This window comes from Streptomyces endophytica, from assembly GCF_026153355.1.
Classification (GTDB): domain Bacteria; phylum Actinomycetota; class Actinomycetes; order Streptomycetales; family Streptomycetaceae; genus Streptomyces; species Streptomyces endophytica.
This window is the reverse complement of the sequence record NZ_CP110636.1, coordinates 5,689,656-5,713,175: the sequence shown is the minus strand read 5'-3', so window position 1 is coordinate 5,713,175 and position 23,520 is coordinate 5,689,656. Positions and strand designations below refer to the sequence as shown.

General features: G+C 72.8%; 15 protein-coding genes and 4 pseudogenes. 5 read left to right on the top strand and 14 right to left on the bottom strand.

The features are described 5' to 3' along the window. Nucleotides 1-72 precede the first annotated feature (72 nt). Nucleotides 73-345 carry a hypothetical protein gene (locus OJ254_RS25545; protein WP_265364247.1) on the top strand — a complete coding sequence of 91 codons (273 nt, stop codon included), beginning with the start codon at nt 73-75 and terminating at the stop codon, nt 343-345. 24 nt (nt 346-369) lie between these two features. On the opposite strand, the pseudogene OJ254_RS25540 reads toward OJ254_RS25545, so the two are convergent. The 6 genes and pseudogenes from OJ254_RS25540 to OJ254_RS25515 all read right to left on the bottom strand — a co-directional run bounded on the left by OJ254_RS25540 (nt 370) and on the right by OJ254_RS25515 (nt 9,960). Beyond that, a pseudogene (locus OJ254_RS25540) lies at nt 370-3,413 on the bottom strand (alpha-mannosidase). A 72-nt stretch (nt 3,414-3,485) separates the two neighbouring features. Further along, nucleotides 3,486-5,570, bottom strand: coding sequence for an endo-beta-N-acetylglucosaminidase (locus tag OJ254_RS25535; RefSeq protein ID WP_265364246.1), 2,085 nt, complete (start codon nt 5,568-5,570; stop codon nt 3,486-3,488). Continuing rightward, nucleotides 5,567-6,874, bottom strand: a complete 1,308-nt coding sequence (locus OJ254_RS25530; RefSeq protein ID WP_265364245.1) for a glycoside hydrolase 5 family protein — start codon at nt 6,872-6,874, stop codon at nt 5,567-5,569. Before OJ254_RS25530 ends, OJ254_RS25535 begins: the two co-directional genes overlap by 4 nt. A gap of 47 nt (nt 6,875-6,921) precedes the next feature. Next, nucleotides 6,922-7,785 (bottom strand): carbohydrate ABC transporter permease, encoded by an 864-nt coding sequence (locus OJ254_RS25525; protein ID WP_265364244.1) that lies wholly within the window; start codon nt 7,783-7,785, stop codon nt 6,922-6,924. Then, nucleotides 7,782-8,651, bottom strand: a complete 870-nt coding sequence (locus tag OJ254_RS25520) for a carbohydrate ABC transporter permease (protein ID WP_265364243.1) — start codon at nt 8,649-8,651, stop codon at nt 7,782-7,784. The genes OJ254_RS25525 and OJ254_RS25520 overlap by 4 nt, the downstream gene beginning before the upstream one ends. A 13-nt stretch (nt 8,652-8,664) precedes the next feature. Continuing rightward, nucleotides 8,665-9,960, bottom strand: coding sequence for an ABC transporter substrate-binding protein (locus OJ254_RS25515; RefSeq protein ID WP_265364242.1), 1,296 nt, complete (start codon nt 9,958-9,960; stop codon nt 8,665-8,667). Between the two features lie 273 nt (nt 9,961-10,233). Here OJ254_RS25515 and OJ254_RS25510 point away from each other — a divergent pair. From OJ254_RS25510 to OJ254_RS25500, 3 genes and pseudogenes are all read left to right on the top strand, one after another. After that, nucleotides 10,234-11,324, top strand: a pseudogene (locus OJ254_RS25510) (LacI family DNA-binding transcriptional regulator). Nucleotides 11,325-12,006: 682 nt separating this feature from the next. Then, nucleotides 12,007-13,522, top strand: a pseudogene (locus OJ254_RS25505) (SDR family oxidoreductase). A 62-nt stretch (nt 13,523-13,584) separates the two neighbouring features. After that, nucleotides 13,585-15,027, top strand: coding sequence for a phytoene desaturase family protein (locus OJ254_RS25500; RefSeq protein WP_265364241.1), 1,443 nt, complete (start codon nt 13,585-13,587; stop codon nt 15,025-15,027). 49 nt (nt 15,028-15,076) lie between these two features. Here the strand turns inward: OJ254_RS25500 and OJ254_RS25495 are convergent, their stop codons facing one another. The 3 genes from OJ254_RS25495 to OJ254_RS25485 form a co-directional block, all read right to left on the bottom strand. Beyond that, nucleotides 15,077-15,529, bottom strand: a complete 453-nt coding sequence (locus OJ254_RS25495; protein ID WP_265364240.1) for a spore-associated protein A — start codon at nt 15,527-15,529, stop codon at nt 15,077-15,079. Nucleotides 15,530-15,761: 232 nt separating this feature from the next. Next, nucleotides 15,762-16,622: a lysozyme gene (locus tag OJ254_RS25490; protein WP_265364239.1), complete on the bottom strand. Its 861-nt coding sequence runs from the start codon at nt 16,620-16,622 to the stop codon at nt 15,762-15,764. A 421-nt stretch (nt 16,623-17,043) separates the two neighbouring features. After that, a complete protein-coding gene (locus tag OJ254_RS25485) occupies nt 17,044-17,700 on the bottom strand; it encodes a transglycosylase SLT domain-containing protein (protein WP_265364238.1) in 657 nt (218 codons plus the stop codon). Between the two features lie 709 nt (nt 17,701-18,409). Here OJ254_RS25485 and OJ254_RS25480 point away from each other — a divergent pair. Next, complete coding sequence (locus OJ254_RS25480) at nt 18,410-18,604, top strand: hypothetical protein (RefSeq protein WP_265364237.1); 195 nt, start codon at nt 18,410-18,412, stop codon at nt 18,602-18,604. A gap of 86 nt (nt 18,605-18,690) precedes the next feature. Here OJ254_RS25480 and OJ254_RS25475 read toward each other — a convergent pair whose 3' ends face one another. The 5 genes and pseudogenes from OJ254_RS25475 to OJ254_RS25455 all read right to left on the bottom strand — a co-directional run bounded on the left by OJ254_RS25475 (nt 18,691) and on the right by OJ254_RS25455 (nt 23,295). Then, nucleotides 18,691-19,407 carry a transglycosylase SLT domain-containing protein gene (locus tag OJ254_RS25475; protein ID WP_265364236.1) on the bottom strand — a complete coding sequence of 239 codons (717 nt, stop codon included), beginning with the start codon at nt 19,405-19,407 and terminating at the stop codon, nt 18,691-18,693. Nucleotides 19,408-19,910: 503 nt separating this feature from the next. Next, nucleotides 19,911-20,759 (bottom strand): SRPBCC family protein, encoded by an 849-nt coding sequence (locus tag OJ254_RS25470; protein WP_265364235.1) that lies wholly within the window; start codon nt 20,757-20,759, stop codon nt 19,911-19,913. Then, on the bottom strand, nt 20,756-21,073 hold the full coding sequence (locus OJ254_RS25465; protein WP_265364234.1) for an ArsR/SmtB family transcription factor: 318 nt from the start codon (nt 21,071-21,073) through the stop codon (nt 20,756-20,758). The genes OJ254_RS25470 and OJ254_RS25465 overlap by 4 nt, the downstream gene beginning before the upstream one ends. Nucleotides 21,074-21,094: 21 nt before the next feature. Continuing rightward, nucleotides 21,095-22,021, bottom strand: coding sequence for an alpha/beta fold hydrolase (locus OJ254_RS25460; RefSeq protein ID WP_265364233.1), 927 nt, complete (start codon nt 22,019-22,021; stop codon nt 21,095-21,097). A gap of 9 nt (nt 22,022-22,030) precedes the next feature. After that, a pseudogene (locus tag OJ254_RS25455) lies at nt 22,031-23,295 on the bottom strand (beta-ketoacyl-[acyl-carrier-protein] synthase family protein). Between the last annotated feature and the right edge of the window lie 225 nt (nt 23,296-23,520).

Genomic DNA, 23,520 nt, shown 5'->3' with positions numbered 1-23,520 from the left:
GGCCGGTTCCACAGCGGGCGCCCCGGGAGCGCTCGACGGGCACGGCACCGCGGTCCGGCCGAGAATGCAGCGGTGAGCGAAGAACACCGCAGTGCCGAGGATCCCGCCCGCGCCGCACCGGGTGACGAGGAGCGCCGGCTCGCCCGCAAGGCGCTGGCCGGCCGGGCGCGGGACGCGGCGGACCTGTCGTTGCTGATGGACATGCTGGACCTGGACCCCGGCCGGGACCCGGGGCGCGGCACCGCGCACGCACCGGCGGCGGACCACGGCCGCGGCCCCGGACGCGGGGCCCGGGCCGGCCGGGCCCGCTCCCTGCTGCGGCCGGATCGCGGAGACACGCCCTGATCTGTTCCCCGCCGCGACGACCGGCTACCGGCCGCCGCCCGCCCGGCGCAGTCGCAGCGTCACGATCTGGAACGGGCGCAGCCGCATCCGCACGGAGTTCCCCTGCCGGTCGAGCGCCGGACCGTCCTCCCACGGCCGCTCCAGCAGATCGGTGGCGACCGCGCCGGCCAGCTCGAACCCGGTGGTGAGGACGGTGGCCGCGCGCCCGCCGTGGGCCTCGTGGAGGCGGACGACCACCTCACCGCTCCCGTCGTCGGCGAGCTTCACCGCGGTCACCACCGTCGCGTCGTTGTCGACCGCGACCAGCGGCGGCACCGCACCCGCACCGGCGATCCGGCGTTCCGGCAGATTGATCCGGTGGCCCTCGCGCACCGCGTCGGCGATCCCGGCGCCGGGCACCAGTGCGTAGCGGAACGGTGCCGGCCCTGGTCGGTCTCCGGATCCGGGAAGCGCGGGGCGCGCAGCAGCGACAGCCGCACGGTCGTGGTGGTGCCGCGGTCGCCGTCGTCCCGGACGGTACGGGTCACGTCATGGCCGTAGACCGCGTCATTGACCAGCGCCACGCCCCAGCCCGGCTCCTCGACGTGCACGAACCGGTGCGCACACGCCTCGAACTTGGCCGCCTCCCAGCTGGTGTTGGTGTGCGTGGGCCGGTACAGATGCCCGAACTGGGTCTCCGCGGCGTACCGCTCCGCGTGCACCTCCAGCGGGAACGCGGCCTTCAGGAACTTCTCCGTCTCGTGCCAGTCGACCTCGGTGTCGACGTCCAGCCGCCGCTGCCCGCGCGCCAGCGTCAGCGACTGCGCCACCCGCGAGTCCCCGAACGTACGGGACACCCGCACCGTCGCGGCGTCCGGGCCACCCGCGCCGAGGACCACCTCGTCCGCGTCCGTCAGATCGGTGACCACATTGCGGTAGAACGCGTCCACGTCCCAGGCATCCCACATGTTCGGGAAGTCCGGGTGGACCTGCAGCAGGTTCGCCGCCGCCCCGGGGGCCACCGTCTCGCGGCCGGCCGCCAGGTCGTACGCGGAGACCACCAGCCCGCGGCCGTCGATCCCGATCCGCAGCAGACCGTTGGTGAGCGTGAAACCCCCGTCGTCGCGGGGCGTGACGGACACCTCCGGGCCCTCCTCCGCCGCCGGTGCCAGCGCACCGGCCGCCACCCCGCTCCGGGCGTGCGGCGCGGAGTTCACCACCAACGCGGTGGCCCCGTCGCCGGCCAGCGCGGCCAGCGCGCCCGCGATCAGCCCCTCCAGTTCGCCGGCGACCGCCGCGTACGTCGCCGCGGCCTCCCGGTGCACCCAGGCGATCGACGAACCGGGCAGGATGTCGTGGAACTGGTGGAGCAGCACCGTCTTCCAGAGGCGGTCCAACTCCCGGTACGGATACGGGTGTCCGCGGGTCACGGCGGCGGTCGCCGACCAGAGCTCCGCCTCCCGCAGCAGCTGCTCGCTGCGCCGGTTGCCGCGTTTGGTCTTCGCCTGGCTGGTCAGGGTCCCGCGGTGCAGCTCCAGATACAGCTCGCCCACCCAGACCGGCGCGTGCGGGTACTCCGCCTCCGCCCGTGCGAAGAAGTCCGCGGGCTTCTCCCACACCACCGTCGGCGACCCGTCCAGATCGCGCAGCCGCCGGGCCTTGGCGACCATCTCGCGGGTGGTGCCGCCGCCCCCGTCGCCCCAGCCGGTCGGCGCCAGCGAGTGCCGGGCCACCCCCTTGTCCTTGAAGTTCCTTGCGGCATGGGCGAGTTCACCGCCCGACAGTCGGCAGTTGTAGGTGTCCACCGGCGGGAAGTGGGTGAAGATCCGGGTGCCGTCGATGCCCTCCCAGCGGAAGGTGTGGTGCGGGAAGGAATTCACCTGGCTCCAGGAGATCTTCTGGGTGAGCAGCCACTTCGCGCCCGCCGCCCGGATGATCTGCGGCAGCCCGGCGGCGAACCCGAAGGTGTCCGGCAGCCACGCCTCCTCGTTCTCGACGCCGAACTCCTCCAGGAAGAACCGCTTGCCGTGCACGAACTGCCGGGCCATCGCCTCCGACCCCGGCATGTTGGTGTCCGACTCGACCCACATCCCGCCCGCCGGGACGAACCGGCCCTCCGCGACCGCCTTCTTGACCCGGGCGTAGACCTCCGGCCGGTGCTCCTTGATCCACGCGTACTGCTGCGCCTGCGACATGGCGTAGACGAACTCCGGCTCGTCCTCCAGCAGCGCCGTCATGTTCGACGTGGTGCGCGCCACCTTCCGGACCGTCTCGCGCAGCGGCCACAGCCACGCCGAGTCGATGTGGGCGTGCCCCACCGCGCTGATCCGGTGCGCCGAGGCCCCCGCGGGTGCCGCCAGCACCGCCCGCAGCTCCGAACGGGCCGCCCCGGCCGTCGCGTTGACGCGCTGCAGGTCCACCGCGTCCAGCGCCCGGCCGACCGCCCGCAGCACCTCCCAGCGCCGCGGGCCGTCCACCGGCAGCTCCGCCATCAGCTCGCCCAGCACCTCCAGGTCCTGGATCAGCTCCCACACCTCGGTGTCGAACACCGCCAGGTCCATCCGTGCCAGTCGGTACTGCGGCGCACTGCCCGCGGTCGCCCGGTCGCCCAACCGCGTGGGCAGGAACGGGTGCACGTCCAGGATCACCGGGTTGGACGCGGCCTCCAGATGCCATGCGACGCGCTCCCCGCCGCGCACCGGCGCCCCCACCCGCACCCACTGGTTGCGCGGGTTGAGCGCCTTGACCGGGCTGCCGTCGGGCCGGTAGACGAGCGCCTCGCACTGGAAACCCGGCATCCGCTCGTCGAAGCCCAGGTCCAGCACCGCCTCCACGGTCCGCCCGGCCCACCGTTCCGGCACCTGCCCGCGGACCCGGAACCAGGTCGTGCCCCACGGCGCGCCCCAGGCGTCCCCCACCGCCACCGGCGTGTGCTCGGCGGCCAGCCCCTCCGCCACAGGCACGGGTTCACCGGGCGCGACCCAGGCCGCGACCTCCAACGGGACCGACTCCGGGTGGAGCGCCGGCCGGATGCGCTCGTCCAGGACTCGCTTGAGCCGGGCTTCGACCAGTACGCGATCGTCATGCATGGGAGGGGCTCCGTAGCGTCGAGAAGGAGAGGCGGGAGGGAGAGGCGGAAGGAGAGACAGGCGGGCGGGCGGTCACCAGGGGACGTCGGTGCGGGCGGGCGCCGAGACCGTGAACAGTTCGTGCACCGCGCGCACCTCCAGACGGGCGGCAGCCTCGTCCGCGGCCCGCTCCAGCCCGCGGACGTAGTACGCCGTACCGCACGTTCCGCCGAGGAACTGCCGGGCGCCGTCCGGCAGTTGGCGGTACAGCTCGTAGTGGCGCACCGGGCCGGCGGCCCGCTCCCAGCGCAGCCGCAGGGCGAGCCCGCCGTCCGTGGCGGCGCGGTCGGTGACCCGCAGCCCGGCGGGCGCGGCCGGCGCCCCCGCGCGGTCATGGATCGTCAGCGCCCCCAGCCGCCAGGCCACCGCACCGCCGCCGCGGCCGGTCAGCCGCACCCCCAGTGCACGGACCGTGCCCAGGGCCAGCGGGCCGAGCCGCACGGTGTCGGTGCGCCAGCCGCCGCCCGGCTCCAGCGTGCCGGCCGGCAGGAAGGCGTACGGAGCGGGCTCGCCCGGCGCCGGCGCGTCCCGCGGCGCCACCGCCACCTCGACGGCCACCGGCCCCGACGACGGGTCGAGGCGGTGGGTGAGACCGACCACCGTCTCCGCACCGGCCGGCAGCCGCGCCCAGAACAGCTCCAGCGTCGCCGGGGCGTCCAGCGCACCGCGCACCAGCAGACTGCTGCCGCCGCGCCAGGCGGCGGCGAAGTCCAGCGAGACCGCCGGGCGGGCGCCCGCGGTGCGCACCGCCCAGCGCCGCGGCGGCAGCACGTCCTGCAACCCGAGGTGGTTCCAGGGCGCGTCCGAGACCGTCCGCCCGTCGTCGTACCAGGCCAGCCCGTGCCCGGTGTTGAAGGTGGTGGCGAACGGCAGCGCGGTCAGCACCGACCGGTCCGCGACCACCGCAGCCGGCGCCCGCCAGCCGTCCCCCGCACCGTCCGGCACGGTCGGATCCAGTCCCTCGCCCGACCAGAACCGGTCGTCCGCGGCATGGAAGTCACCGGGCGTCCGCCCCTCGGGCAGATGCGTCAGTGTCCACTCCGGACGGTAGAAGCCGTACGAGACGACGTGGTCGCGCCCGGCCGGGACGATCGCCTCCCAGTCCGTGCGGGTGTCCCAGCCGGCCGATTCGACGTCGACCCCCGCCCACAACTCGTAGCGGCTGCGGCCCAGTTGACCGGCGAGACGGCCCGAGTCCGCGAGCGACCGGGCGGTCCAGCGGAAGTCGACGAACATCGAGTCGGCGACCGGCCCGGCGGTGTCCTGGAAGAACGGCCGGTTGAGGTCGTTCAGCGCACCCTGCCAGCCGACCTGTCCGGTCCGGTTCATCGCGTCGTACCACGTGATGCGCAGCCCGCGCCGGGCGCCCGCGGTGCGCAGCGCCCGCAGGAACCCCCGCATGTCGTCGGCGAGCGCGGCGTCCCCGCCACCGGTCTCCGCGTTGACGAACCAGCCGTCGAAGCCGTACGCCGCGGCCACCCGCGCCAGCTTCGCGGCGAGCGGGAAGCGCCCCGCGGCGTCCTTCCGCACCAGGTCACGGGTCCAGCGGAGCTGGCCGCCGTAGGCCGTCGGCGGCAGGAAGACGGTGCCCAGGACGGGCACGCCGTTGCGGTGCGCGGCGTCCACCACCGGGGCGTTCGGCGCGAGGATCAGGCCCTCGCCGGACGAGCCGCCCCAGAAGACCAGCTCGTCGAGGTACGCCCAGTGCGTCGGCGCGTAGTGGTCCGCGGTCGCCGAGCCCTGCGAGGGGTTGCCCGCGGTGTGGTCGAAGGCCGCCAAGGCGCTGATCCGGGCCTGCCCGGCGCGGGCCGAGGTGTTCGCCGGCACCGGCGTGAACCGCTCGGCGAGCGGCACCGTCGCCGTGTTGAACGGCAGGTCCCGGTCGGACCCGGGCGTCCACGCCGCGAGGCTGCGCCACACCACACCGTCGTCCGGCGTGCCCTCCGGCAGCGAGTCGGGGAACCAGTACGACGCGTACGGCTGGAGCGGGTCGGCCGCACGGGCGCGGCCGGACGCCGCCGCACCGCCCGCGAGGGGCGGGCCGAACAGGGCGGCCGCGGCGCCCGCCCCGGCCAGCAGCACACGACGGCGGGGGACGGGCAGCGGGCGGTGCGTCATGAGGTGCTCCTCCGGTGGGGGACGGACGGCGGCCGGCGACGCGCGGCGCGGGCGGAGCCGCCGGACGCGCGCACCTCGTCGGGTGAAACGACCTCGGTGATGCCACGGGACGCCAAATGCTCCTGGTTCCCGGCGAGTTCGGCCAGTACGAGCGCCGGCCGGGCACCCTGGGCGGTCAGCTCGGCCCAGGCCTCGAAGACCGGTCCGCCGGGTGCGCACACCGACCGGTGCGGCGCCGCATCGGCCCCGCCCACGTCCACGACCAGCGCGCAGTTCCGCACCGGCGGCCGGTGCTCCCGGCCGCGCCACTCGGCGGCCAGCGCCGCCAGCGCCCGCCCGGCCGGCTTGACCGTGCGGTCGGTGCGGAGCAGCCCGAGCCCGTACTCCAGCTCCGGGAAGTCCGCGAGCGACCGGGACACGTCGTGCGAACACCACCAGGTGACGCCCCACAGGTCCGGGCAGTCCAGGACGGCCGCGACGGTCGCCCCGGTGAAGTGCGCGGCCCGCTCCGCGGGGATGTGCGGCGAGGGCGCACCGACCTCCTGGAGCCACACCGGCCGGTGCGGGTCCGTCGCCCACGCCTTGGACAGCTCGACGAGATAGGCGGCGTGCTGCTCGGTGGCGGTGCCCGCCGGCCCGTGGCGCTGCGCGGTGCCGTTGAACACCCAGGAGTGCACGGCCGTCACGGCACCCAGCCGGGCCGCCTGCGCCGGGGTGAACGGATGGCCGTCGCGGTACCAGGCGGCGTCGTACGCGGCGTGCAGATGCATCCGGCCCGGCGCACCGCGCTCGCAGGCCGCCAGCATCCGCTCCAGCCAGACCGTGGCCTCCGCGCCGGTGATGTGGTCCGGGTCCGGGTGCGGGCCGTCGGAGAACTGGTTGATCTCGTTGCCGAGCGTCATCCCGAGGAAGGCGGGGCGGTCCGCGAGCGCGGCCGCCAGCGTGCGCAGGTACTCCTCCTGGCCCGCCAGCACCTCCGGGTCGGTGAAGAGGTTGCGGCGGTGCCAGGTCCGCGTCCAGGCGGGCAGGAAGTCGAAGCTCGACAGATGCCCCTGCAGCCCGTCGACGGCGACGTCGAGCCCGCGCTCGGCCGCCGCGTCCGCGAGCCGCACCAGCTGCTCCACGGCGCGCGGCCGGATCAGCGCCCGGTTCGGCTGGAACAGCGGCCAGAGCGGGAAGACCCGGACGTGGTCCAGGCCGAGCGCGGCGACGGAGTCGAGGTCCGCGCGTACCGCGTCGAGGTCGAAGTCCAGCCAGTGGTGGAACCAGCCCTGGGTGGGCGTGTAGTTGACGCCGAATCGCATGGGACTCCTGGGGTCGAAGGCGGCGGGAGGCGGCGCGGCCGGCGGGTTCAGCCCTTGACGGCGCCCTCGCCGACGCCGCGGAAGAAGGAGCGCTGGAGACAGGCGAAGAGCGCGATCAGCGGGAGGACCGCGATGACGGTGCCGGCCGCCACCAGCCGCTGGTTGTCGGCGAAGGTGCCGTGCAGGAAGTTCAGGCCGATCGTCAGGGTGAACTTCGACTGGTCGCTCAGCACGATCAGCGGCCACAGGAAGTCGTCCCAGGCCCCCATGAAGGCGAAGATCGCCACCACCGCGAGGGTGCCCTTCACCGACGGCAGCGCGATCCGCATGAACCGCTGCCAGGCGTTGGCGCCGTCGACGAACGCCGCCTCCTCGACCTCGTACGGCAGTGCCGCGAAGGCATTGCGCATCAGCAGCACGTTCATCGCGCCGATGCAGCCGGGCAGCACCACCCCGAGCAGGGTGTTGTTGAGCTGCAGCGCCCGCATCGTCACGAACTGGGCGATCATGATGCTCTCGACCGGGACCAGCATCGCCATGAGGAAGACCAGCAGCGCGGCCCGGCGGCCCCGGAACCGCAGCCGGGCGAGCGCATAGCCGGCGAGCGCCGCGCCCGCGCAGTTGGTGAGCACATTCGCGGTGGCGACCTTCAGGGAGTTCAGGGCGAAGTCCCAGACCGGGATGATCCGGGCGACGCCCGCGTAGTTCGCCAGCGTCGGCTGATGCGGGACCAGGCTCGGCGGATAGCGGTAGATGTCCTCGCCGGGGCCCTTGAGGGAGGTGGACAGCTGCCAGAGGAACGGCCCGACCATCAGCGCCAGTACGGCGAGCAGCAGTGCGTAGCGCAGTGCCAGCCGCCACCGCGGCAGCCGCCGGCCGGCGCGCTCGTACCGCGGCGCGGGCGCGCTCATGCCTCCTCCCTGCGGTTCGCGCGCAGCACCAGCAGCATCAGCCCCAGGGTGATCACGAAGACCACGACGGACAGCGCCGAGGCATAGCCGACCCGGCCGGACAGGCCGGTGCCGGCCTGCTGGACGAGCATCACCAGCGTGGTGTCCTCGCCGCCGGGCCCGCCGGTCGGGCCGGCCATCAGATAGACCTCGGAGAACACCTTGAACGCGCTGACCGACGAGAGCACGGCCACCAGCACCATCGTGGACCGCAGCGCGGGCACCGTCACGGTCAGGAAGCGGCGCACCGCGCCGGCCCCGTCGACCGCGCAGGCCTCGTGCAGCTCCCCGGGGACGTTGGCCAGCGCCGCCAGATAAATGATCATGTAGTAGCCGAGGCCCTTCCAGACGGTGACCGCCATGGCGCTGAGCAGCAGCAGCCACGGGTCGCTGAGGAACCCGGCCGTCCCGAAGCCCAGCCCCTCCAGCAGCGCGTTGATCAGCCCCCGGTCGTCCAGCAGCCACACCCAGATCAGCGACACCACCACGACGGAGGCGACCACCGGGGTGTAGAACGCCGCCCGGAAGAAGGCGATCCCGGGAATCTGCCGCTGCACCAGCATCGCCAGCAACAGCGGCAGGACCACCAGCAGCGGGACGACTCCGAGGACGTAGAGCACGCTGTTGCGCAGCCCGGTCCAGAACATCGCGTCGTGGATCAGCTCGCGGTAATTCGCGCCCCCGACGAACTGCCCCTCGGCGAGCGTGCGGGCGTCGGTGAAGGAATGCGCCACCGTGCTGAGGAACGGATACAGGCCGAAGGCGAGGACGACCAGCAGTCCGGGGGCGAGGAACAGCCAGGGACTCGCGGGATGATGCCTTTTCACGGCAGCCCCGGACTCAGCCGGTCTTCAGCAGGCGATTGCACTCCGCGACCGCGCCGTCCAGCGCCGCCTTGGGTGACTGCTTTCCCTGCACGGCCCGGGCGACCGCATTGCGCAGCACGGTCTTCATCTGGTCGCTCAGCAGTACCGGGGTGTAATTCACCGCGGTCTTCAGCGACTTGGCCGACGCCACCCGCACCCGGGTCGCATCGGTGCCGTCCTCCTTGGTGAAGTACGGATCGTCCAGCGAGCCCTTGGTGCTCGGGAAGATCGTGACCTCCTTGGCGAACGCCATCTGGTTCTTCTTGTCGGTCACGAAGTGCGCGAAGGCCACCGCCGCCGGTTTCACCTTGCTCTGCGCGTTCACCATCAGGCCCTGCACGTACATATTGGCCTTACCGGTGTTGTTGACCGCGTCGGTGATGCCGATGTGCCGGTACAGGCTCGGCGCGTCCTTCTTGAAGTTCTGCAGATCGAGCGCGCTGCCCGGGTTCATGGCGACGGACTGCTGCTCGAACTTCCGCCCCGCCGACTCGGCCTGTGCGGTCAGCGCCTGGGAGTCCAGCGCCCCGGCCGCGTACAACTCCCGGTAATGGCCGAGCAGTTCGACGCCCTTGGGCTCGTTGAAGGTGAACTCGGTGCCACGGGAGTTCATCAGCCGTACGCCGTACCGGCCGAAGTCCTCGATCGACGGCGTACTGGCGAGCATCGCTATCTTCCGGCCGCTCTTCCTCGCCATCGCCACCGCGTCCGTGAAGAGCTGGTCATAGCTGGTCGGTGGTGCGTCCGGATCCAGTCCGGCCTTCCTGAAGAGCTCCTTGTTGTAGAACATCGGGCCCGTGTTCAGATACCAGGGGAAGGCGTAGACGCCCGGCAGACCCGGCATCTCATGGCTCTTCCAGGCCCCGTCGAGATATTCCCCGCGGTATTTTCCGGCGGTCTTTTCCAGGTCGAGGGCGAGCCCGGCCTTCGCCAGCGGATAGGCGAGATCCGGGGATACGTTCACCACGTCCGGCAGAGTGCCGCCGGCCGCGTCCGCGCTGAGTTTCTCCGGATATCCCTCGGCCGGCTGGTCGATCCACTTCACCCGGGCGTCCGGGTACTTCCGCTCGAAGTCCTTGATGAGCCCCTCGAAGTAATCCTTGAAATTCGCCTTGAGGTTCCAGGTCTGGAAGGTGACCTGGCCCTCGACCTTCCCCGAGGCGCTGCCCCCGGCTCCGCCGCCGGATCCGCAGGCGGTCAGGGTGAGTGCCGAGAAGGCCAGAACGACGGCCGCGGCACCGGCACGGCGGGGAACGGTGACTCTGCGCATGGCTGGCGGCTCCTCTGCTCGGACCAGACCGCAGGAAAATGCCGCGCACCGGCCCCGGGAGAGAGAGTTCCAGGCCGTTTCGGCGGGTATTCCGCAGGACCTCGGGCGACGACGCGGCAGACGCTACTAATGCGCTTTAGTGAGTGTCAATACCCGTGCCACGGAAGGGACTTCACGAGGCGCGGCGAGGTGATTGGCGCACGTTTGACACACCGTCCCGGCCTGATCAGACTGAGCCGCACTTATGCGGTTCAGCGCGAGGAGATCCCGCCCATGACAGCGCCCGGTGGGGCCGCCCGCCGCAGGCCGGCGCGCCGGCCCACGATCAAGGACATCGCCCGCCGGGCCGGGTCTCGGAGAGCGCCGTCTCCTTCGCGCTCAACGACCGGCCGGGCGTCTCCGACGACACCCGTGCCCGGGTCCGCCGGGTCGCCGAGGAACTCGGCTGGCAGGCCAACTCCGCCGCCCGCGCGCTCTCCGGCGAACGCGCCGGCGCCCTCGGACTCGTCCTCGCCCGCCCCGCCCGCACCCTGGGCGTCGAATCCTTCTTCCTGCAACTCGTCTCCGGCATACAGGAAGTGCTCGCGGCCCGGAAGATCGCGCTGCTCTTCCAGGTCGTCGAGGACCTCGACACCGAGTGCGCGCTCTACCGCCGCTGGTGGGCCGAGCGCCGGGTGGACGGCGTCCTCGTCGTCGACCCGCGCACCGACGACCCCCGCCCGGAACTCCTCGCCGCGCTCGGCCTGCCCGCCGTCGCCATCGGCGGCCCGGCCGGCCCCGCACCGTCGGACCAGGAGCCGGACACCGCGCCACCACCGCTGCTCCCCACCGTCTGGGCCGACGACGCCAAGGTCATGGCCCGCGTCCTGGACCACCTCCACGGCCTCGGCCACCGCCGGATCGTGCACGTCGCGGGCCTGCCCGGCCTCGCCCACACCGCCCGCCGGATCCGCTCGCTGCGCACCGAGGCGGCGCTCCGCGGCCTCGACGAGCGGCAGGTCCGCTCGGTGACCACCGACTACTCCGACGCGGAGGGGGCCGAGGCCACCCGCCGCATCCTGGACGACCCCCGGCCGCCCACGGCGATCATCTACGACAACGACGTGATGGCGGTGGCCGGCGCCTCGGTGGCCGCCGAGCGCGGCATCCCCGTCCCCGCCGCGCTGTCGATCGTGGCCTGGGACGACTCCGCGCTCTGCCGGGTCACCCACCCCCGCCTGACCGCGCTGGTCCGCGACACCCCCGGTTTCGGCCGGCTCGCCGCCCGCGAACTCCTCACCGTCCTCGACGGCGGCCCGCCGCGCACCGTCCAGGGCGAACTGCCCCACCTGGAGGCCCGGGAGAGCACCGGCCCCTGCGAGTGAGGGTCACCCGCACGTACTTGTCCGTCCCGCCGTCGGGCCTGCTCGCCGTTGCGCTTTGCGGTGCCGCCCACGTACTCGGCTGCAGCGCCGTGCTCGTTGCTCGCCGTTGCGCTTTGCGGCGCCCCGCACGTACCCGCCCGTCCCGCCGCCGGGCTTGCTCGCCGTTGCGCCTGGCGGCGGGCGTTGTGTGTCGGGTGCGGTGACAGCCCTCCAGACTTCGTCCTCCGGTCTGTCCCCTCCCGTTGGTGGGAGTTTTCGCGGGGCGGGCGTGGTTCCGTTCACTGCCCGTGCGGAGGGCTACGTGCACCCCCACCGGCCGTTCCCCTTCCTACTACGGGAGGGGCTGGACCGGAGGACGAAGTCTGGAGGGCCAGAACCGCACCCGACAACCACCCAGCCCGCCGCAGGCGCCACGGAGACCAGGCCCAACGGCGGAACAGACAGGTACGTGCGGGGCGCCGCAAAGCGCCCAACGGCGAGCGAGCCCCGCGGCGGAACAGACGGGTACGTGCGGGGCGCCGCAAAGCGCACAACGGCGAGCGAGCCCCGCGACGGGACAGGCGGGTACGTGGGAGGTGCCGCAAAGCGCAGCGCCCCGCGGCGGGACAGACAGGTACGTGGGAGGCGCCGCACAGCGCAGCGCCCCGCGGCGGGACAGACTGGTACGTGAGGAGGTCCACCCATGGCCGACACCGGCGCCCCCGCAGCACCGCGCGCCCTGGTCACCGGCGCCACCGGCTACCTCGGCGGCCGCCTGGTGCCCGAGCTGCTCGCCGCCGGATACGCCGTCCGGGCGCTGGCCAGGACCCCCGAGAAGCTGCGGGACCATCCCTGGGCCGGCCAGGCGGAGATCGTCCGCGGCGACGTCACCGACGCCGGCTCGATGCGCCGCGCGCTGGCCGGCGTCGACGTCGCCTACTACCTCGTGCACGCCCTCGGCACCGGCCCGCGGTTCGAGGAGACCGACCGTCGGGCCGCGCGGATCTTCGCCGAGGAGGCCCGCGCCGCCGGTGTGCACCGCATCGTCTACCTCGGCGGACTCACCCCGCGCGGCATCCCCGAACGGGACCTCTCACCCCACCTGCGCTCCCGGTCCGAGGTCGCCGACATCCTGCTGGCCTCCGGCGTCCCCACCGCCGTGCTGCGGGCCGCGGTCATCATCGGCTCCGGTTCCGCCTCCTTCGAGATGCTGCGCTACCTCACCGAACGGCTGCCGCTCATGATCACGCCGAGCTGGGTGCGCACCCGCATCCAGCCCATCGCCGTCCGCGATGTGCTGCGCTACCTCGTGGGCTGCGCCCGGCTCCCGGCCGGCGTCAGCCGGACCTTCGACATCGGCGGCCCGGACATCCTCACCTACCGCGACATGATGCAGCGTTACGCGCGGGTGGCGAACCTGCCGGAACGGCTCATCCTGCCCGTCCCGGTCCTCACCCCCCGCCTGTCGAGCCTCTGGATCGGCCTGGTCACCCCCGTCCCCCGGCATCGCCCGGCCCCTGGCCGAGTCGCTGCGCCACGAGGTCGTCTGCCACGAACACGACCTCGCCCGCTACGTCCCCGACCCGGACCCGCCGGGCCACCCGCTGCCCTTCGACGACGCGGTGGACCTGGCGCTGCGCCGGGTGCGGGACGCCCGGGTCGCCACCCGCTGGTCCGGCGCCGCCGTACCCGGCGCGCCCAGCGACCCGCTGCCCACCGACCCCGACTGGGCCGGCGGCAGCCTCTACACCGACCGGCGGGAGGTCACCGTGAACGCCCCGCCGGAGACGCTCTGGCAGGTCGTGGAGGGCATCGGCGGGGAACACGGCTGGTACTCCTTCCCGCTTGCCTGGGCGGTGCGCGGCTGGCTGGACCGGCTCGCCGGCGGTGTGGGACTGCGCCGCGGCAGACGGGACGCCGGACGCCTCCGGGTCGGCGACTCACTCGACTTCTGGCGGGTCGAGGCGGCCGAGCCCGGGCGGCTGCTGCGCCTGCGCGCCGAGATGCGGCTCCCCGGCCTCGCCTGGCTGGAGATGACGGTCGCCCGCGACGCCCAGGGCCGCACCCGCTACGTCCAGCGGGCGCTGTTCCATCCGCACGGGCTGACCGGCCATGCCTACTGGTGGTGCGTCGCCCCCTTCCACACCGTGGTGTTCGGCGGTATGGCCCGCAACATCGCGGCCGCCGCCGAGGCCGCGGCCGGCGCCCGCCCGGAGTGAACTCCGCACCGCCGCACGTCGGTTGCGCACCCCGCCGGCCCCCTGCTTGGCATGCTGGCGGCATGACGAAACGGGTGGGACGGGAACGAGACACGGCGGTCGTGGTGGGCGCCGGACCGAACGGGCTGGCCGCGGCGGTCACGCTGGCACAGGCCGGACTGAAGGTGACGGTCTTCGAGGCCGCCGACGAGATCGGCGGCGGCGTCCGCAGCGGCGAGCTGCTCGCCCCCGGCCTGCTGTTCGACCACTGCTCCTCGACGCATGTGATGGGCGCCGGCTCGCCGTATCTGCGCACGCTGGACGTCGCGGCACACGGGCTGGAGTGGTGCTGGCCGGAGATCGACCTCGCCCATCCGGTCGACTCCGGTGGCGCGGGGGCGCTGTACCGGTCCCTGGCGCGGACGGCGGACGGGCTCGGCGCCGACGGTCCGGCGTGGCGGCGGCTGTTCGGGGCGCCGGCCGCCGACGCCGAGGTGCTCACCGACGCCGTCATGAAGCCCCTCCTGCGGGTGCCCCGGCATCCGGTCCGGCTCGCCCGCTTCGGGCTGCGCGCCCTGCAGCCCGCCACCGCGCTCGCCGGCCGCTTCCGCACGGAAGAGGCCCGCGGCCTCTACGGCGGGGTGGCGGCGCACCTCTTCGGGCCGCTGAACGGGCCGGCCGCCGCCTCCGTCGGACTCATGATCATCGCGGCCGGCCACCGGTTCGGCTGGCCGGTCGCGAAGGGCGGCTCCGCGGCCATCGCCCGCGCGCTGGCCGGACTCCTCACCGCGGCCGGCGGCCGGATCGAGACCGGTGTGACGATCCGCTCCCTGAGTCAACTACCGCCCGCCGCAACGGTGTTGCTCGACCTGGCACCGTCCGCCGCGGCCGCCGTGATCGGCGATCGGCTGCCGTCCCGGGTACGCCGCGCCTACACCCGCTACCGGCACGGCCCCGCCGCCTTCAAACTCGACCTGGCGGTCGAGGGCGGGGTGCCCTGGCGCGCCGACGCCTGCCGGCGGGCCGGCACCGTCCACCTCGGCGGCGGCTTCGCGCAGATCGCGGACGCCGAGCGGCAGATCCACCGCGGCCGGATGCCCGAGCGACCGTTCCTCCTGGTCTCCCAGCAGTACCTCGCCGACCCCGGCCGCTCCGCCGGCGACGTCCACCCGGTCTCCGCGTACGCCCATGTGCCGCACGGCTACGACGGCGACGCCACCGCCGCGATGCTGGCGCAGTTCGAGCGATTCGCCCCCGGCACCCGCGAGCGGATCCTCGGCCTCACCGCCACCTCGACCGCCGAGCTGGAACGCGGCAACGCCAACTTCGTGGGCGGCGACATCATCGGCGGCGCCAACACCCCGCTGACCCTGACGATGCGTCCGCGGATCGCCCTCGACCCGTACGCCACAGGGGTGCCGGGGGTGTACCTCTGTTCGGCGTCGACCCCGCCGGGCGCCGGCGCCCACGGGATGTGCGGCCACAACGCGGCGCGTTCGGCGCTGCGGGCGCTGGGCGTGCACTGACGGCGGTCCCCGGGTGGGCTGCCGGGGACCGCCGTCGGGCGCCGCGCGGTCAGCGGCGGTGGGTGACCACGCCGGGCGCCATCCGGCCGCAGTTGGAGCCCGAAACGCTGACACTCACCGTTTCGATCGCGCCGCCCCAGTCCACGCACCGGCCCTTCGCCGGGAGGTACACCGGACCGGCGTAGGTGGTGTATTGCCCGCTGTCGTAAACCCAGTCGGAACTGCCGTCGGTGGCCGTGAGATACGTGTAGACGTACACCGGCTTTCCGGGACTGTTCCGCACGGTCACGACACAGTTCTTTCCGGTCTTCGCGCTGTACGTCAGGTACACGGTCCCCTTTCCGGTGACCGGTACGGAATTCACCACACGGTAGCCGCTGCCACAGGCCCCGTTGTACGCGGCGGCGGTCGGTGCGGCGGTGGCGGTGGTCGCCGTGGCCATCGTGGCAAGTCCGGCCACGGCGAGTACGGCGGATCCTGCGATGGCACGTGAACGCTTCATGGGATTACCCCCGTCGAGTGGGTGCGTCGCGTGGTCATTTCGCAGTGTTGGACCCGAAGCGGCACACAAAGGTTGTAGCGCCGCGCGAATTCCCCGTTGTTCGAATCGAGTTGTCGATGCGGTGCGCTGCGCGGGCTCCGGTGCGGCGCCGGACGACGAGCGGCCGGTCCCCGGCGCCCGATCACGGGGCGCCGGGGACCGGCCGGAAGGTTCAGCGGTGTGTGGGGGAGGGTCAGTCGTCGTCGTCCTCGCCGTACGCGAGGACCTTCAGCCGGCTGAAGGGGCCGTTGAAGCGGTTGCGGTCACCGACCGGGTGCCCGGAGGAGGTGTGCTGCCAGATGCTGTGGTACTGCCAGCCACCCGGCAGTGTGCCGACGGAGGAGCCGTAGCGCGGGATCCACAGCGGATTGGTCCGGCCGAACTTCCCGGAATTGCCGGTGCACCGCTTCCACCAGTTCGTGGACGTGTAGATGACCGCGTCGCGCCCCGTCTCCTCGCGGTAGGTGCGCGCGAAGTCGTGGATCCAGCTGACCATCGCCCTGGCGCTCTTGCCGTAGCAGGTTGCGCCGTAGGGGTTGTACTCCATGTCGAGCGCGCCGGGCAGCGTCCTGCCGTCCCGGGACCAGTCGCCGCCGTGGTGGGTGAAATAGCGCGCCTGGGTGGCGCCGCTGGAATGGTCGGGCAGGGCGAAGTGGTAGGCGCCGTGGATCATCCCCGCGTGGTAGGAGCCCCGATACTGCTGGGCGAAGTACGGGTTGGTGTAATTCGTCCCCTCGGTGGCCTTGACATACGCGAAGCGCACCCCTGACCTGCGCAGGTGCGACCAGCCGACGTGGTGGTTGTGGCTGGAGACGTCGACCCCGGCCACCGCCCTCCTGCCGTACGACGCCCGCGGCTCGATGCCGCCGGCCCGGTCGCCGCCCTCGTGGAGCGCGATGGTGGAGCCCATCCAGTCCTCGTCGGGGTGGGCGGGGCGCTTCGCGGCATCGGTCGCCGTGGCCGATCCGGGCACTGCGAGCACGGAGAGGAGAGTAACGAGCGTTCCGGCCGTGGCGACTTTACGGCGGGCCGGACCGGATCTGCGCAAGGGCATCGCATGCCTCCGAGGCCTTCGGTTGAGTCAGGTACGGCAGGATTTGAGCAGAATTCTGCCGATAAGAGACTTATACGCAGAACTGCCTGACTCTATGACGCAACAGGCCGTCAGTCCGCCGACCGGCCCCGCATCTCACCCGTCCGGCGGGCAGGCACGGTCACCCTCGGCGTCCGGGCCGGTCCCCGGACGGAACGGAGCGGGTACCCGGAGGGAACGAAGCGGGCCCCGGACGGAACGAAGCGGGCCCCGGCTGTGCCGGGGCCCGCTCCGCGCGCAGCGGCGAACGCGCCATTCCGCCGCTTCGCAAGCTGCTCCTCATGACGAGCCGGTCGGGCCCGCGTTTGTGATCCGTCTCTCCCGTGACCTGGTGGTCCGGTGGTGCCGGCGGTTCCGCCGGCGACGGCTCCGCGCCGTCGGCTCAGTAGGCCGAGTTGACGTTGTCGATCGAGCCGTAGCGGTCGGCCGCGTAGTTGGCGGCGGCGGTGATGTTGGCGACCGGGTCGGTGAGCTTGTTGGCCGTGCCGGCGACGTGGTAGCGGTCGAAGGTGGGCTGGATCACCTGGAGCAGGCCCTTGGAGGGGATGCCGTTGATGGCGTTGATGTCCCAGTCGTTGACGGCGTTGGGGTTGCCGCTGGACTCGCGCATGATGTTGCGGTGCAGGCCCTCGTAGGAGCCCGGGATGCCCTTGGCGTGCATGATGTCGAGCGCCTGGCGGATCCAGCCGTCGAGGTTGTTCGGGTAGCTCTTCACGGCCTTGCGCTCGGCGGAGCGGTTGGCGGCCTGCTGGGCGGTGTGCTGCTTGGCGACGGCGGTCACCTTGATGTGGTCGGCGACCGAGGCGGTCACCGGGCGGCCGGTCTTGGCGTCGTCGGCCTTCTTGGCCGGCAGGCCGTTGGCGCTGACGGGCTTGACCGCGGCCGGAGCGTGCTCAGACGCAGCCTGTGCGGTGTCCGGGGCGGAGGTGAGCGCCAGACCCGAGGTGGCACCCGCGGCGGCCAGAACGGCCACGGCGACCTTGTGGGTACGGGTGATGCGGGTCATACGGACAGCGCGGGGCAGGGTGAAGCTGGGCATGCAGGGTGACCTCTTCCAGGTACGGGATCGGGGAGCGGCCTTCTTTGGCGGCGCGTTGCGCATCGGAGGTCTTTGCCGCGTTCGCCCTTGGGGCGTTCACCGCGACTCGCTCTCGGCGCGTCGGAATCCATGTTTAGCGACGGTCCGGAATCGAGGCAATGGTGCTCTGTACTACCCATCTTCGTGAGAAATCCCGGCTCTCTGAAGTAATGAGCGATTCCCACCGCGTTGACCTGGAATAGCGGCGGCTTCCATCGACTAGGCATGGTCGTAAGTGACGTACATCGCGTGCCGCGGGTCACCTGGAAGCGGCCGGAAAGCCCGCGTTATCGGGGTGCTTAAGTTGCCTGGCTCACAGCGCAATTACCGCCCGTCGGCCCCGTTTCATGCACCGGCCGGGGCCGATTCATCCGCCCGGCTGCCCGTTGTGGGCCAGCGGGATTCGATAAATGTGGTGCGGGGCACTGCTGCTGAGCCCAAAAGGGCGGCATTTGTGCGCCAATTCACGTGCGGCACACCGCTGTGCATTGCCGGCCGGTGTGCCCCGCGATACGGCGCCGGCTGGGCCGTTGGTGACGCCCCGGCTACGGCAATACGGCGGTGCCGCTGGGCCGTTCGCAGCAGCGGCCCGGACTGTCGCATGACGGCGCGGCCCCGGCTCCCTGACAGTGACACCCACACAGTCGTCACTCACCGTAGGGATGTCCTCATGTTCCGTCGTATTGCCGTCGTCGTCACCGGCCTTCTCATGACCGGCGTCCTGGCCGCGGGGTCCGCGGCCGCGGCGCCCGTCGACGACCACCACCACCTCTCTCCCAGGGAAGAGGCGGGACTTCGCTTCGCCGGCGACGTGCTCGACGCGCTCTTCGGCGGCGCCGGCCCGGCCCGCCATGGCCGCTACTGACGGCCCGGCCGGAAGGCCGGAAACGGCAGTGGCCCCACCCGCGCGATGCGGGCAGGGCCACGTGCCGTGGAGGTGCTACTGGCGGCTCAGTAGGCCGAGTTGACGTTGTCGATCGAGCCGTAGCGGTCGGCCGCGTAGTTGGCGGCGGCGGTGATGTTGGCCACCGGGTCGGTGAGCTTGTTGGCCGTGCCGGCGACGTGGTAGCGGTCGAAGGTGGGCTGGATCACCTGGAGCAGGCCCTTGGAGGGGATGCCGTTGATGGCGTTGATGTCCCAGTCGTTGACGGCGTTGGGGTTGCCGCTGGACTCGCGCATGATGTTGCGGTGCAGGCCTTCGTAGGAGCCCGGGATGCCCTTGGCGTGCATGATGTCGAGCGACTGGCGGATCCAGCCGTCGAGGTTGTTCGCGTAGCGCTTGGGGGCGACCTTCGGCTTGGCCTTGGGGGCGGCCTTCGGCGCCTGGGTCAGCGCCTTGCGCTCGACGGAACGGCTGGCGGCGTCCTTGGCCGTGTGCCCCTGCTTCTCGACGGCGGTGACCTTCAGGCCGGCGGCGACGGACGACGCCACGACCTGGTCCTTCTTGCCGTCGTCGGCACGGTCCTTGGCGGTCAGCGGCATTCCGTTGGCGCTGACCGGCTTGACCGCGGCCGGTGCGTGCGCGGACGGCGTCGCGGCATCGCTCGGCGCGGCGGTGAACGCCAGCGCGGCGGCGCAGCTCGCGGTGGCCACCAGCGCCGCGGAAGCCCTGTGGGTGCGGGTGATGCGGACGTTCCGGACGGCGCGGGGCAGGGTGAAGCTGGGCATACGGATGTGACCTCTTCCAGAGCTTGGTGGCGGGGGAGGCGGCCTTCGGTTGGCGCGTGAGGACCGAGGGTCGTTGCCCGCGCTCGCCGCTCCGGCTGAGTTCGCAGACGTTCTCGGTGCTACCCGGAACATGGTTAGCGCCCGCCCTGGAGGGTGGCAAAGAGGTGTTGTACTACCTCTCTTCGTGACTTGAGGAGAGATGTCCGATATAAATTCCCGATTCCCCCCGAATTGCAGGTGTTACTTCGCCTGCGGCACTCGACTAGGAATGGTCGTACGTGACGTACGTCGCGTGCCCGGCATCACCCGGAACCGCCCCCGCACCCCGCTGTGGACCCCCGCCGGAGTTACCCGGCTCACACCCTTGCGGCCCGGCCCGCATGCCCCTGCGCAAAGGAGAAAGCGCCCCCTGCGAAGTCCGCAGGGGGCGCTTTCCCGTGCCGCCGGCAACAAGTCCGGGGAACAGCCTGGGGCAGGCCCGCGAAAACGTGGGGCAGGCCCGCTCAATCCGCCAGCAGCCGGGCCGCCAGCCTTTCGATCCTGGCGTGCCACGCCTCCAGTGCGGGCCCCGGATCGACGTCCCGCGGGCCGGTCTGGGTGAGTACGAGCCGGGCGCCGTGGCCGGTGCCCTTTCCCAGTTCCCAGCGGACGGTCCCCTCCGGGTGCCAGCGGTAGGCGAGGAGTGTGGGGGCGCTCACCTCGGTGACCGGTCCGCCCGGCACCGGGGGAGCGGTGAAGCCCGCTGGCACCGGCGCCCCCACCTCCGGCTCCGCGCCCCCGGTCAGCGCCGCCCACACCGCCTCGGCGGGCCGCACCAGCTGGCGCTCGAAGCGGATCCGCGGACCGTCCGGTGTGTCCTCGACCTCGCCGGCCCCGAGCCCGAACTGCTCCAGGTACGCCTCGTGCAGCTCGCCGGTGTCCCGGTCCACCGCCGGGGCCCGGCCGTCGAGCAGCTGGGAGAGCGCGGTCAGGCACAGGTGCCAGCCGGAGGCGAAGCTGGCGCCGCCGAACCGGTCGCCGAAGGTGTGGGTCAAGGTCAGCAGCGAGCCGTCCCCGTCCGGCGTGATCTCCCAGCGCAGATGGTCCTCTCCCCAGGTGAACGCGAAGAGTCGGGGCGGCTCGGCGTCGGTGACGGTGCCGGTCATGGCGATCCCGGTCACACCGGGCATGGTGAAGGTCATCGCCCCGCCGGGCCGGAGCTCGACGGCGACCTGGGAGGGGAACCACCGTCCGAGCTGCGCCGGGTCGGTGAGTGCCGCCCAGACCTTCTCGGGCGGATGGCCGAGCCGGCGCTCCATGCGCAGTGCGGGGCGGCCGTCCTCGGTGGTGAGGCTGTCGGAGTGCGGATTCATCGGGGGTCGTCCTCCATGGCGTCGAGGTGCCGTTCCAGGGCGTCGAGGCTCCCGGCCCACAGGTGCCGGTAGTGCGCGAGCCAGGCGTCCAGCTCCGCGAGCGGTTCCGGCCGGAGTTCGTACCAGCGGCGCTGAGCGTCCTGCCGGACCTGCACCAGCCCGGCCTCGCGCAGCACCCGCAGGTGCTTGGACGTGCCGGGCTGGCTCAGGCCGAGTTCCGCGGTGAGCTCGCCGACCAGTCGCGGGCGCTCCAGCAGCAGGTCGAGGATCTTGCGCCGGCTCGGCTCCGCCAGCACATCGAACGGTAGGGGCATACCGCGAGTATGCGCCTCTGGTTATATAACCGCAACGGAATGCTGGTCTGCGGTGGCGGCGGAACGGGCCGGAGGCGGCACCGGGCGGGGCACCGGGACGAGCGCGGGGGCGCACTCCAGTGGCCCGTCGGTGAAGAACCGGGACGCCAACTCCGCGACGTCATCGGCCCGTTCGAGCACCACCCAGTGATCCGTGTCGGGTACGGCCAGGAAACGGCTGCCGGGAATCCGCGCCGCGAAGGCCCGCTGCCGCTCCGCGGACGTCACCGTGTCGTGCTCACCGCTGAAGACCAGCGTGCGCACCCCGGCCGGCACACCGGAGAAGTCCGGGCGGTCGGTGAGCGCGCGGCCCAGCGCGTCCGCCGCATGGGGCGAGTGCCGCGCCGCGTGCAGCATCGACCGCCGGACGTACCGCCGCGCCAGGGCCCGCCGGGTGACGTACCGGTCCTCGTCGAGGCACATCAGGGCCTCGGTGACCATCGTCGCGAAGGTGCCGGCGTCACCCCGCGCGAGGTGGCCCGCGGCCCGCCGCCACAGCTCCAGCTGCCCGGCCGACAGATGTGCCGGTACGCCACCCAGGGCGAGCCGCGCGATCCGCCCGGGCACCCGCCGGGCGCATCCGTAGGCGAGGCCCGCCCCGTAGGAGAAGCCGAAGAGGTTGATCCGCGGCACGTCCAGATCGTCGATGATCCGCTCCAGGGCGGCACACAGCAGACCGTGGGCCGGCCCCGGCGGCAGCGGCCCGGCGTCGCCCATCCCGGGCAGATCGGCGGTCACCACGTCCGCCAGCGGACCCAGCCGGTCCTCCATCTGCGGCCAGCCGAACATGCCCTGCAGCGCACCGCCCAGCACCACGACCGGCTCGGTGACCGGTGCCGGGGCGCGCAGCCGCCGGTAGGCGAAGCCCACCCCGTGCACCGACAGTGACCGGACCGTCTCCTCGTGCATCGCCGCTGCCTAGCGGGTCAGCACGAGGGCGGCGTTGTGCCCGCCGAAGCCGAGCGACGTCTTGACCGCGCAGTCGAAGGACGCCCGCCGCGGCTCCTGCCGCACGATCTCCAGCGGCAGCTGCGGATCGGGCACGTCGAGGTTCGCGGTCGGCGGCACCAGCTGCTCCTCCAGCGCGAGCACGGCGAGCGCGGTCTCGATACCGCCGGCCGCCCCCAGCGTGTGACCGGTCATCGCCTTCGTGGACGTGACCAGCGGATGATCGCCGATCACCCGCCGCAGCATGGTGGCCTCGATCAGGTCGTTGACCACCGTCGACGTGCCGTGCGCATTGACGTGTCCGACGTCGGCGGGCCGCACCCCCGCGTCGGCCATCGCGGTGCGCAGCGCCTGCTCGATGCCCTTGCCCTCGGGGTCCGGGGCGACCGCGGCATAGGCGTCGCTGGAGGCCCCGTAACCGCTGACGTACGCCCGGACCGGCGCCCGGCGGGCCGCGGCGTGCTCCGGTCGCTCCAGGACGAGCAGGCCGGCACCCTCACCGACCACGAAACCGTCCCGGGCGACGTCGAACGGCCGGCAGGCCGCGGCCGGGTCCTCCCGCCGGGTCGACACCGCCTTCATCCGGCAGGCGCTGGCGATCAGCAGCCGGGAGATCGGCGACTCGGCGCCGCCGGCGATGGCGATGTCGCAGGCCCCGGTACGCAGCAGCTGATGCGCGGTGCCCACGGCGACGGTCCCGGAGGAGCAGGCCGTCGCCACGCCCAGACTGGGGCCGCGCACCCGAGGTCCATGCAGACGCTGCTGGCGGCGCCGTTGACCACGGTCAGCGGGGCGAGCTTGGGGGAGACCCGGCGGGCGCCGCGCTCGGCCATCGCCGCGCACTGCTGGTCGTAGAAGGGCAGACCGCCGTGCGCGGAGCCGATGACCACCGCGACCCGGGTGCTGTCCCAGGTCTCCGGGTCCAGGCCGGCGTCCGCGATCGCCTCGCGGGCCGCGACCACCGCGAGCTGCGCGAAGCGGTCCATCAGCCGCTGGGCCGCCACGCCGAGCTGCTCGGTGGTGTCCAGGTCGGAGGTGTACATGAAGTCACAGGGCAGATCGGCGAGTTCGGGGTGCGGGTGCACCCCGCTGGGCCCGGTGTCCTGGGTGACCGAGTGCCAGGTGGCCTTCGCGGTGGCGCCCGCCGCGGTCACCATGCCCAGGCCCGTCACCGCCGCGGAGAACGGCTGCCGGCGGGCCGTCACGCCGTGACCGCACAACGCTGGGTGGGACATCCCTGGACCGGCGGGGCGTGGACAACTTCTGCCGCATTCACGTGGCGTTCCTCCGCTTGTTGGCGTGCCGCCCACCGCGTCATGGACGGGTCTCGCCGGTGGCCCGGCGGTTTGGCCACTCTTTATACGCCTTCGTCCTGTTGAGCCCCCAACCCTGGTAACTCAATGGGGTGATGAGGGCGCCGGGGGTCCGGGAACGCCGTCCGGCCGGCCGCGGCGCGCCGG